At 26.4% G+C, this 12053-nt stretch carries 13 protein-coding genes; 12 read left to right on the forward strand and 1 reads right to left on the reverse strand.

The window, feature by feature from the left end; genetic code table 11:
• Positions 1-362 precede the first annotated feature (362 nt).
• The 7 genes from QIA46_RS06710 (at position 363) to QIA46_RS06740 (ending at position 6380) form a co-directional block, all read left to right on the forward strand.
• Entirely contained in the window at positions 363-1460 is a 1098-nt protein-coding gene (locus tag QIA46_RS06710; protein WP_418906099.1) for a plasmid maintenance protein, read from the forward strand.
• Positions 1461-1469: 9 nt separating this feature from the next.
• Positions 1470-2036, forward strand: a complete 567-nt coding sequence (locus QIA46_RS06715) for a DUF226 domain-containing protein (RefSeq protein WP_418906100.1) — start codon at positions 1470-1472, stop codon at positions 2034-2036.
• A complete protein-coding gene (locus QIA46_RS06720; RefSeq protein WP_418906101.1) occupies positions 2012-2794 on the forward strand; it encodes a ParA family protein in 783 nt (260 codons plus the stop codon). The genes QIA46_RS06715 and QIA46_RS06720 overlap by 25 nt, the downstream gene beginning before the upstream one ends.
• A gap of 17 nt (positions 2795-2811) precedes the next feature.
• Positions 2812-3372: a chromosome replication/partitioning protein gene (locus QIA46_RS06725; protein WP_418906102.1), complete on the forward strand. Its 561-nt coding sequence runs from the start codon at positions 2812-2814 to the stop codon at positions 3370-3372.
• 12 nt (positions 3373-3384) lie between these two features.
• Positions 3385-3936: a Bdr family repetitive protein gene (gene bdr, locus QIA46_RS06730; RefSeq protein WP_418906103.1), complete on the forward strand. Its 552-nt coding sequence runs from the start codon at positions 3385-3387 to the stop codon at positions 3934-3936.
• Positions 3937-4574: 638 nt separating this feature from the next.
• Positions 4575-5903, forward strand: a complete 1329-nt coding sequence (locus tag QIA46_RS06735; RefSeq protein WP_418906104.1) for a DUF244 domain-containing protein — start codon at positions 4575-4577, stop codon at positions 5901-5903.
• Positions 5904-5954: 51 nt separating this feature from the next.
• A complete protein-coding gene (locus QIA46_RS06740) occupies positions 5955-6380 on the forward strand; it encodes a DUF261 domain-containing protein (RefSeq protein ID WP_418906105.1) in 426 nt (141 codons plus the stop codon).
• A 5-nt stretch (positions 6381-6385) separates the two neighbouring features.
• Here QIA46_RS06740 and QIA46_RS06745 read toward each other — a convergent pair whose 3' ends face one another.
• Positions 6386-7180: a tyrosine-type recombinase/integrase gene (locus QIA46_RS06745; RefSeq protein ID WP_418885288.1), complete on the reverse strand. Its 795-nt coding sequence runs from the start codon at positions 7178-7180 to the stop codon at positions 6386-6388.
• A 431-nt stretch (positions 7181-7611) separates the two neighbouring features.
• Here QIA46_RS06745 and QIA46_RS06750 point away from each other — a divergent pair, with 431 nt between their 5' ends.
• The 5 genes from QIA46_RS06750 to QIA46_RS06770 all read left to right on the forward strand — a co-directional run bounded on the left by QIA46_RS06750 (position 7612) and on the right by QIA46_RS06770 (position 12053).
• On the forward strand, positions 7612-8130 hold the full coding sequence (locus tag QIA46_RS06750; RefSeq protein WP_418906106.1) for an Erp family outer-surface lipoprotein: 519 nt from the start codon (positions 7612-7614) through the stop codon (positions 8128-8130).
• A gap of 27 nt (positions 8131-8157) precedes the next feature.
• Positions 8158-9234: an ErpC protein gene (locus QIA46_RS06755; RefSeq protein WP_418906107.1), complete on the forward strand. Its 1077-nt coding sequence runs from the start codon at positions 8158-8160 to the stop codon at positions 9232-9234.
• 184 nt (positions 9235-9418) lie between these two features.
• Positions 9419-9958, forward strand: a complete 540-nt coding sequence (locus tag QIA46_RS06760) for a DUF643 domain-containing protein (protein WP_418906108.1) — start codon at positions 9419-9421, stop codon at positions 9956-9958.
• Between the two features lie 179 nt (positions 9959-10137).
• A complete protein-coding gene (locus QIA46_RS06765; protein ID WP_418906109.1) occupies positions 10138-10704 on the forward strand; it encodes a DUF603 domain-containing protein in 567 nt (188 codons plus the stop codon).
• Positions 10701-12053: a PBSX family phage terminase large subunit gene (locus QIA46_RS06770; protein ID WP_418906110.1), complete on the forward strand. Its 1353-nt coding sequence runs from the start codon at positions 10701-10703 to the stop codon at positions 12051-12053. Before QIA46_RS06765 ends, QIA46_RS06770 begins: the two co-directional genes overlap by 4 nt.

Here is a 12053-nt window from a genome sequence, read left to right on the forward strand (position 1 = left end):
ACTACGCTGTTTGTAGTGTAGCCCATTTTAGAATTAAAATCAATTTGTATTTTTACTAAGTTACAAAAAGGTGCGGGCTTAGCTAAATTCTCTTGTTAAAGAACTTAGTTAAGCCCATATCTTTTTTCCTTGTAAATTCAAATAATAGGTAGAAAAAAATGAAGATATTTTTCTACGCTGTTTGTAGTATAGTCTAACTTTGGATTAAAATCAATTTATATTTTTACTAAATAAAAAATTTTTATATTAATTTAACAAAATTAATAATTAAAGTTTAATATTTTTTTAGAAAAGTATTTACTTTTAAATCAAAATTTTGCATTATAATATTAAACATTAATTCAAATAATAGGAGTAAAAACATGAAAAGTTTTTCAAACACCATAAAAATTCCAACTTGCCACAACAAACACCAACATAAATTAATATCTCTTACTTCAACACTAGATTTTCTAAACAAAAAAGATAAAAAATACACACAACAAAACATACTCTATTACTATAATAAAAATCTAAAAAGAAATGGTTTAACTCCCACTACATTGAGAACTATGCAAAATTATCTTTATAAATTAGAAAAAGTATTAAAAGTTACAACTAACTATTACCAACATATGGGTGTAAATTGTGGGACTGAAATTTACTATAAGCTTAAGTATCCTAAAACAGAATGTTACCAGAAAATCAACAAGTACTTTAAAGAACGAAAAAACTCTAGATTTAAATCTAGAGTTAATAACCATTTTAAAGACGATATTTCTAAAAATGGTAGTGTAAATTCAGTGGAGTGTTTAAGTAATAAAAATAATATAAAAGAAGAAAGAAAAATTAAAGAAATAGAAAAATATCAATTAAAAGCCTACTACAATAGGTTTAACTTTAAATCTCCAAAATCTCTTTCTATTTTGAATTTAGATATAGATAAAAATACCAAGATTAAAGCAATGCAAATTTTAAAACAAAATGAAATTGATCTAATAAAAAGGTTTAATGTAAAAAAATCCTGCATGAAAGAAAAGCAAAATACATTAAAGAATGTCCTAGATAACACTCAGAAAGAATTCGAACAAAATGGATATAATCCTGAACAATTAAGGGCAAATTTACAAAAAGTATACGAAAGTTACAAATTTAAGCCGCATTTTATCATTGAAAGCCATAAATATAACGATTTAAACAACATAAAACACAAATTAGAAAAGTCAATTGAAAGAAAAAAACAAAATTCTCAACAAAATTATCAGAATTTAAAGGCAAACATTTTCAATATCCTTATTGAACAACTAAAAAAAGAAACAAATATTGAATTTTTAAAGCCTATTGTAAAAGAATATTTGAATAACCAGAAGAAAATAGAATACAATAAAGTATTTGGTACATATCATCTTGAATTATTAGAAATAATAAAAAAACGAAAAAATTCTATAACGAAAGAAGAATTTAGCATAAGGGCCGTATAAGGATTTAACATGGGAAATGCATCAGAACCTATTGAAACTATAAAAAAAGGCAAATGTAAGGTTGAATGCCAAAATAAAGAACGCTTTATTTTGATTGAAAAAGAAAATGGGAAAGCAATGTACCATACAAAAATAATGATGGACATTTACAAATTTGGAGTATATGAGAAAAAACACGAATTTAGATTATCACTGAGGGCCCTATTTAATGGAGAAAGAATTGTTGAAGAAACTCACTTGTACCCAATTAAAGAAGGAGATAAGTTTATAGGTATTTTTTATGGCTATAGAAAACCAATTAAAAAACCTTTAATAAAGTATCAAATAAATGGGACTAGAAAAGCATATGCATTAGCAAGGGCATATTATATGGAATTTAGATTTAAAGCAGGAAGTGTTTTCTGCTATTTTAAGGGATTATATCGATTATTAGATAAAAAAAGAACAAATAATCACTACAACAAAGTTTTATTTAGTATGTTTACGGATTTAGAACAACAAGTATATAAATTTTATGGGAAAAAATACCCAGAACAAGGACCGTTAATCAAATGGATAATAAAAAACCTAAAATAATAACAATAGCATCAATCAAGGGTGGTGTTGGCAAAAGCACAAGTGCAATTATATTTGCAAATTTGTTGGCCCAAAAATATAAAGTATTATTAATAGATATAGATACCCAAGCCTCTACTACTAGTTATTTTTATAAAGAAATTGCAAGTCAAAAGATTAATATTGTAAGCAAAAATATATACAGAGTATTGAAAGAAAAATTAGATATAAATAATGCAATTATAAATGTTAAAGGCAATTTAGACTTAATACCAAGTTATTTAAGTTTACATAAATTTTCAAGCGAGTTTATTCCCCTTAAAGAATTGAGATTAAAGGACAATTTAATTTTTTTAAAACAGGATTATGATTATATAATAATAGATACTAATCCAAGTTTAGATTTTACTTTATCAAATGCTTTAATGACTAGTAATTGCATAATAGTTCCAATGACTGCGGAAAAATGGGCAGTTGAAAGTTTGGAGCTATTAGAATTTTATATTAAGAAGTTAAGAATAAAAATCCCAATTTTTATTCTTATAACAAGATTTAAAAAAAATAATACGCATAAAGAGTTATTAAAACATGTTAGATCCAAAAAAGGATTTTTAGGAATAGTGCATGAAAGAGAAGATTTAAATAGAAAAATTACTGGAAATGATGAATTTGATATGACTAAAGATTATATCGAAGAATATAAAGAAGCGGTATCAAAATTTTTTGATATGTATGAAAAATATATTATAAAGAGTTGTTCAGTTCCTGAACAACTCTAAAGTAGAGGAGATTTTTTATGAAAATAGAATTAAACAAAAGGGTTTTATCAGAAGAAATAGATCCCGATATTGAAAAAAAAATTGTTACCAATGAAGATGCAATTATTCATTACAATGCTTTAAAGGATAGATTGAGAGCAAACTTTAGAAAAGAAATATTTCATAAAGTGGACAATATTAGAATCTTAAAAGAAATAAAAGATAACGAATACTATAAACTAGATGGATATAAAAGTTTTGATGCTTTTATTAAGAATTACAATATAGCAAAGACGCAGGCTTATGCTTATTTAAAATTAGCAACTGCTTTACAAGAGGGGATTCTTAAAGAAGATTATTTAATAGAAAATGGTATTCAAAATTCTCTTGAGCTAATACAAAATAAAGAAAGTTCGGCATTAAAAAAATCTAGGCAAAATCCAATAAAACCCTTAAGATTTCAACTTAAAACTCAAGAAAGTTATGATTTTTACAAAAAAAATACTAAATTTACAAGTTTTATGATGCAGGATATTTTTGAAAATCAAAAAGATTGGATTAATAAGCTGTTAAAAAAGTATAAACAATTAAAAGGATAATAAAGGGGATTTATGAGGAATTTGGCCTACAATACTCTTAAAATAGAAAATATAAGATTAGAATTTTTAAATAAAGGATTTAGTGAAGAGGCAATAGATTTTGTTTTACTTCAAAATGATAATTATAGTTTTGAAGTTCTAAAAGAAAAAATAAATTCTTTAGAACAACAAATAATTAATGTAGAAAAGAGCTTTCAAAAAGATATAGATGGTGTTTATGTTAAAATAGATAGTGTAAATACTAAAATAGATAATGTAGAAAAAAATTTAGATACCAAAATAGATAATGTAGAAAAAAATTTAAATGCCAAAATAGATAATGTAGAAAAAAATTTAAATGCCAAAATAGATAATGTAGAAAAAAATTTAAATGCCAAAATAGATAGTATAGAAAAAAGTTTAAATGCCAAAATATATGGCGTTGAAAAGACTTTACAAAAAGATATATCTAGCCTAAAAAATGAACTTAATGCAAGTAACAGAACAATACAAGTAATTCTAATAATGGGAATAACGCTTGCTCCAATTATCTATTCTATATTCAACAAGTATTTTTTCAAATGAGAATGATTAAAATTTTATAAAGTAATAAGTTAGTATATAGCTTTAAATTAGAACTTATTTGAATTTTTTAACAAGATAATTTAAATAGGTTCTTTTGTTTTAACAAATACAAATTGATTTTAATTCTAAATTAGAATATATTCAATTATTAAAAAGCTTATTAAAATAATTTTAATAAGCAAATTTGGTTAAATTCTAATTTTATTAAGTTCTTTAACAAAAGAATATAATAAAGCTTTTATTAATTATAATAATTTCTATAAAAAGTTGGCAAAAATAGTTTTTAATATTTATAATATTATAATAAAAATTACAGGAGGAAACTTAAACCATTTATGTTATTATAAATCCGATTTAGCTTGGGCTTAACCATGTTCTTTTATTTAAGGATATAGTTAAGCCTTTTTTTGTGAAAATGGTTATAAAAAATTGTCAAAAATTGATTTTGTTACTATATTTATGTATAGTAAGATTAACTTTATCATAATGAGACAACCTTAAAAACTAAGAATACGGTTTGGTTAGAACAAAAAACTAGCCAAACTTTATTTTTTTGTAAAAATTTTTGTAAAAAAGTTGGCAAAAATAGTTTTTGCTATATACTTATATTTATTAATACAAATAATAGGAGTAAAAAGATGGAAAATCTTTCAAACAAAAATAATCAAGAAATACAAAATATAAATAAAGGAGAACTCAAAATGATAAGTGTTGAACAACAAAGTTTTACTGGATGTGAAATAATTGAGGAAAAATCTTCTCCCACTAAAGAAAAAAGTAAATTAAGCAAGATAGGTAAAAAATTACCAGGAATAAGCAGTCAAGAATGCTTTAGATTTAATCGAAATATTGATTTTAGCACACAAAGAAATGAACTTGATAGATACGGAGCTAGTGAAGTAGGTAATGTTTTGATTGGAGGTGCAGGACTTAAAGACTTGATGATTAACAGAGTGCTTAAATATTTTGGAATGAGCCTACCTTTTGAAGAGAATTTGTATATGCTCAAGGGCAAAGAATTAGAGAATTTAGGATTTAGAGAATTTGTTAAAGCACATGGTGATAATATTGATATTTTGTATAAGAACAAATATGCTAACGGTGTTGATAAGTATAATTATTTCAAGAAAACTGGTAAATCAGAAATGTTTGTTGGATCAACAATTGATGGGTGGTTTATAAATAGTAATGGCACAGTAGAGCTTTTAGAAATTAAAAGCAGTGATTCTAATTATATGAGCAGTGCAATTGCTGAGTATAATAAAAATGGCAATTTTTTAAGCAGTAAATATTTTTTCAAATACTATGTGCAAGCACAAATGCAGTTAGCATGTACTGGACTTGAGTATTGTAATTTATTCTTTTTAATAGATGCAGCACCAGTTAACTGTAAGATTAAGAGAAATGATGGCTTAATAGCAAAAGTGCTTGAACATGTTCACAAATGTGAGAGGGAAGTTTTTAACATAAGAACTCAAATATTTAAAAATAATAATATCAACTTACAAACATTAAATAATGATAATAATGAAGTGATAAAACTAGTTGAAGATTTAGTAGAAAGAAGTGAATTTTATAGCTCTGGATTTGAGTTTGATTGGGCAAGAGAATTTGTAGAATATGTTGATTGTATAGAGCTTGAAATTACGGATAGGCAAGTTGCTGAAAATGTTGCGTGTGATTTAATGGAAGTTGATAGTGCAAAAAAAGAATTAAGTAAAATGCAAAACGAACACAAAAAAAGAGAAAAGTATCTTAAAGATTTAATTAAAATGAAAACCTACAATATTACGAATATATGTCCACTAATTGAGCACGTAAATTATAGATTTAGAGAATTTGTGTTCACTTTTGACTCTAAGAAAAGGGCAATATCAGATAGATTAAGTGGGTTATTGCCAACAAGCGAAACATTGCTTTTCCCAAGCAATATAGCATTTGCAAATAATGTTAGTGTCCCCATGTGAATGGGTGCACTAAAAAATTAAAGAAATAATTTAATATAGGAGAGGAAATCAATGCTTATTAATAAAATAAAACAAGACAATAGAGCTTTAAGACCAGAGATACGAAGATGGGGTTGTTACTTTTTGTGTCTGCATTATTATACAAGTCTATTTAAGAAACGTGAATTTAATGCATATGAAATAAATACAGCGTATTATAGATTTATAGGACTTGGTTATATCAAGAGTAATTGTTTTATTATGAATCCGTGTATGATACTTAATTACTATGGGATTAGAAGTAGTGTAAGATATGAAACTTCAAATTATTTGGGCGCAGCTAATGAATTTGAAATAAGTGAAGTTAAAATCGATAAGGTTACTGGGTATCACTTTATAGCAACAAAGAATAAAGAAATATTGTATGATTCACTTGACTTAAAGCCTCGTGGAAAAATATTTAAAGTAACTTCAAAGCGTATATTTAAACTGAAATAGTTTTACTAAAGTTTAAGGCACTTTTTAGCACATTCATAAGCTTGAATTTTATTAGCAGAAGAGAGTCCGTAGATATTATCAATTTCATTGGTTGAAGAATATTTCATAAGTTCTTTAATTTGAAAAGAATTGTAACCGTTAGATTTCAAATTTGAAATAAATAAATTTCGACATAAATGGAGAGATTTATTTACACGAAACCCCGATTTTTTAAGAAGATTTTTGAATTTTTTAGAAATATGGACAATATCAATTTGGTTATCTTTAAACTTATGTTTGCTCTTTTGGAAAAGATAAGTACGCCGTGAGTCAAGAGTTTTTTCTTGGAAATGATTTTTATGTGCTGTTTGAATAGCCTCGAACTCTTCTGAGTTGATAACAATTTCTCGAATGCAAGTGACATTTCTTTTTTTTGCCACATTTACTTTAATAGTATATAAAGTTTTTCCGGTTTTGCTTAAAAAAGTTGAAATATCTTGCATTTTGACTTTTTGCATTTCAGTACCCCTACATCCACTTATTAAGAGTAGATGCACAAACCAACCAGAAATTGGGTCAATTTGTTTTAAGGTTTTGGCACATTTTAGAATTAATTTAATACTTTTAGGGGTCAAATAAAACTTAGGAGTTGGTTTTGAATTTTTTTTCTTACGTTTAGGTGAATTTTCTAGTGATTTAAGAATTTTATTTTCATTTTCTAGAATTTTGTTTTCATTTATTAGTTTTTGATGATCTTGTAGTAGTTTGAGCATAAAATCTATATTGCTATTATTTAAATTAAAAGAATTATTCATATCCATAAGACAAGCTCCTTATAAGTGTTACTTTTAAATTAAGTAAAAGTAATAAAAATAGATAAAAAATGTAATTTATATTTTACCAAAAACGAAAAATTTTAGTCAAATTATGAGTGTTCTCATTGTATGCAAAATCTGGGCTGTAAAGTGGGTGGGATAAACAGAAGTAGTGATTTTTGAGGGTGGTACACAAGAAAGATAGAATACTTTGTGTAATATATAGCAAAGACTTTGAAATTTAAGTTGTATCTATTTTGTAGGCTCTTGTAATGAGCAGTGCATTTGCAATGGAGAGATTTTGGGGAGTTGATTAAAATTACATTTGTGTTTTGTTAATATGTAACAGAGGAATGTAACAAAATTATATATTTAAATCTTTGAAATATTGTATTCATTAGGTGTTGTGGTATTATTTAGACTTTACGGAGTAACTTATGAATAAGATAATAAAAATGTTAATTATTTGTGCAGTTTTTGCTTTGATAAGTTCTTCTAAAAATTTTGTAAGCAATTTAAGTGATAAAGAAAGTAGTGGTACAGTAAAATTCTCTCGATTTGTTGTAAAAATTAAAAATAAAGATACTAGTGGCAATTGGATAGACTTAGGAACTTTATTTATATTAAAAGAAAAAGATGGAATAAAGACGGTATTAAGGGATGATGATCAATTAGGATATTATGAATCTATATTCTTTTATTTGAAAAAAACAGAAGTTAATAACTTTATAAAAGCAATGATTAAAGGCGGATCATTTAAAACTAGTGTATATTATGGGTATATAAACGAACAAAGCAAAGCAGATGGTATTAAAAATAAAGATATAATAACAAAGATAAAAAAAATTGATGGGACCGAATATATTACATTTTCAGGAGATAGCATTAAGAATTCAGAAAATAAAATTGCTGAATATGCAATCCCCTTAGAAGAGCTTAAAAATAATTTAAAATAGAAGTTAGAAATATAGGAGAGAGCGTATATGAATAAAAAAATGTTGATTATTTATGCAGTTTTTGCGCTGATAAGTTCTTGCAAGAATTATGCAATTAAAGATTTAGAGCAAAAAACAAAAGGGCAAGTTAACGGATTTCTAGATAAGATTTCGGATTCATTAAAGAATAAAATTACTTCAAGTGGTCCAAAAGTAGATAAAGTAGCAAAAAAATTACAAGAAGAAGAAATGATGCCGGGTGACGATCCTAATGGTAGCATAATAGCACTGCAACCAGTATTGCCACCAAATAGTTATGACAATACGTCAGTGTCAACAATAAAAGTAACAGAACAAAGTGGTGGTCAACAAGAAGAGAGGAAAGTAGAAAAAACTGAAGCAGAAAAGGAAGAGAATGGTAAAAAAGAAAAAGTAGAGAAGAAAGAGGAAAAACAAGTTAGCGAAAAAGTAAAAGTAGAAGTAGAAGAGAAAAAAGAAGAACAAAAAAATACAGAAGAAAATACTAAAGAAAAAGAAGAAAGAGAACAAAAAAGACAAGAAGAAGAACGACAAAAAAAAGTTAAAGAAGAAGAAAGAAAGAAAAAAGAAAGAGAGAGACAAGAAGAAGAAAAGCAAAGACAACAACAAGAAGAGAAAGAAAGAAGACAAGTTGATGATCGAATTAAAACACTTGCATCTAAAATAGATGAGATCAATGAAAATATTGATGTCATAGCGGGACAAGCAAGTGTAAGAGCACAAGGAGTTATAGATAGAATTACTGGGCCCATATATGATGATTTCACTGATGATGACGACTCTATACGCAAAACCTGGGATTTAGAAGATGAAGAAACAGAAACAGAATTGGGAAGGTTATTGGAAGAATTGAGCGATGCTAGAGACAAGTTAAGAACCAAATTAAATGAAGGCGATAAGGCATATGTTCTTGATACCAGAAGTGATGAACCTAAATTAAAAGAAAATGTAAATGTTGGCGAAATTAGCTCTGAATTAATTAAACTAAAATCAAAATTAGAAGAAGTTAAAAAATATCTTGAAAGTAAAGATAATTTTGAAACAATTAAAGGATACATCGATGAGAGTAATGATGATTATGAATAGGTTTAGATATAAATAAATTTTGTATACACAAAATAACAGCTAGTTGAAAAAATAACCAGCTGTTATTTTTTTGTAGATTTTATTGTTATGAATATAGAAATGTTTTCTATCAAAATTTTCATTTAAAAAGTGCCAAAAACTATTGTTTAAAATATTGTTTATTTATATACTCTCTAGAGTTATGATGAATATAAATGAGATTTCAGATTTTTATGATAATTTATATAAGAAAACAAAAAAAGAAGTAGATAAACTTATAAACAAGCTCTATTTAACTAGCCAAATAACTCTAAAGCAAAAAAGACAAATATACAATGCTGTTGAAAAAATGCAAAAATACGTAATAAAAACCGGAAAAAGTGTTTTTTTAGAATCGGAAAAAGAATTTGTTAAAGACACTTTGAAAAGAAAAAATCTAGTAAAAAAATTTAAAAGTTTCAAAGTTGATTTTAGCTACAAGAAAGGAATGCTAGAAAAATGTTTAGAAAGATTGGGAGAAGATAAATCCATCGAATTTTTGATTTTTGTTTATCAAATTCTTAATGGGATAAGAGAAAAAGTATCAGAATTAGACTTTCAAATAGATGCGATTAAAGAATTTAGAGGTATTTTATTTTTGAGTATACACTATTATGATAAAGGACTTTTCACAAGTAGAAATCTTATGAATGAAATGAAATATTTTTCCGAAAAAGTAGAGTTAATTTATAGTAATATGCAATAAATTAGTGAACTGCTATTTCTAAATCAAAAATTATAGAAATAGCAACGAACTAAGTCAATAAAAGCCAACAAATATTCCCCGTTAAATATCAAGAAGTTATCAGGTTATGTTAACAATTAACTAATTGAATTACTATTTAAAGTAACAATTTGTTAATTTTGTTATTTTAGAGGATTTTTTTGAAAAAAGTTAAAAGATCTTTTGATGATTATGTTGCATATTTTAGAGAAGGATTGTTAAATGATAGAGAAATAGCAGCTAAATTAGGAGTTTCTAAGGTGAATGTGTGGAGGATGAGGCGAAAATGGGAAAGTGGAGAAAGTTCTGTTAACGATGATTCTAGATTATCAATTAGTGAAGATATTTTTGAGCACCTTTTGTCACAAACTTTTAAATCAGAAGTTAACGCTAGGAAAGTTATAAGCGAATTAGATTTAGAACGGGCTAACTTAGAATTAGGGTTTATACGTTCATTTAAACAATATTTTGGCGTTGAGCTTGCTAGCATGCATACTAAAATAGAAAATTTAAGAAACGAAATTGATGCATTAAATAAAGCAAGTAATAAAAAAAATAAGTTAGTTGATAATGAAGAAATTAATTCTTTGAAAAGTGAACTTAATGAATATGTAAAGGAATATTCAATAAGAGAAATGGAGCTTTATTATGAATGTATGAAGAAACTTGCTACGCTTAACGGAACTGAAAGCAAAAACAACTATAAAAATAGTAAAGGGCATAAGTGAACTTATATCAAACAAAACTTTTTACAACACTACAAAAGGAATACAAAAATAAATATGGAGTTGATATATCACAATTTATAAAGCTAACAAACTTTTCAATTGATTTTGATAAGTTTGAAGAAAAACAGTTAACTTTAAAACAAAAAAATGTAATAAAAAATATTCAAAAAAATAATGAAAAGAAGATTATACTCAGTGGTGGTATAGCTAGTGGCAAAACGTATCTTGCCTGTTATCTTTTTCTCAAAAGTTTGATTAAAAATAAAAAGTTATACTCTAGTGATACGAATAATTTCATTATTGGGAATTCACAACGTTCAGTTGAAGTTAATGTTTTGGGACAATTTGAAAAGCTATGCAAACTTCTTAAAATTCCTTATATTCCAAGACATACAAATAATTCATATATTCTGATTGATTCACTGCGAATTAATCTATACGGTGGAGATAAGGCAAGTGATTTTGAAAGATTTAGAGGAAGTAATTCGGCACTCATTTTTGTGAATGAGGCTACAACTTTGCATAAGAAAACTTTAGAGGAAGTCTTAAAAAGACTACGTTGTGGACAAGAAACCATTATTTTTGATACTAATCCTGATCATCCAGAGCACTATTTTAAAACCGATTATATTGACAATATAGCAACTTTTAAGACATATAATTTTACAACTTATGACAATGTTCTACTTAGTAAAGGATTTATAGAAACACAAGAAAAGCTATATAAAGATGTACCATCATATAAAGCAAGAGTTTTGCTAGGAGAATGGATAGCAAGCACAGATTCAATTTTTACACAAATAAATATTACTGATGATTATGTGTTTACTAGCCCAATAGCATACTTAGACCCAGCATTTAGTGTTGATGGGGATAACACAGCATTATGTGTTATGGAGCGAGTTGATGATAAGTATTATGCTTTTGTATTTCAAGATCAACGACCAGCCAATGACCCGTATATTATGAATATGGTTAAGACCGTTTTAGAAAATTTCAATGTACATACACTGTATTTAGAGGATAGAGACAATACAAAAGGTGCTGGTGCATTGACCCGTGAATACGTGCTACTTAGGAAAAATATGAGTCATTATTTTAGAATTACCCCAGTTAAACCAAAGTCTAATAAATTTAGCAGAATAACAACGTTAATTACGCCGTTTACTTACAAAAAACTTTACATTACGAAATACAGCAGTTCTTCTGTATTTAATGATATTTATTCGTATAAGGGGGATAACAAAACCCATGATGACGCTCTTGATGCAATATCCGCAGCATATTTGATGTTGTCTTTAGGATATAGAGAGAGAAGTGTTCACTTTGGCAATCAAAGATTTTTGTAA

The organism is Borreliella carolinensis (genome assembly GCF_032595855.2).
In the GTDB taxonomy this organism is placed as follows: Bacteria; Spirochaetota; Spirochaetia; order Borreliales; family Borreliaceae; genus Borreliella; species Borreliella carolinensis.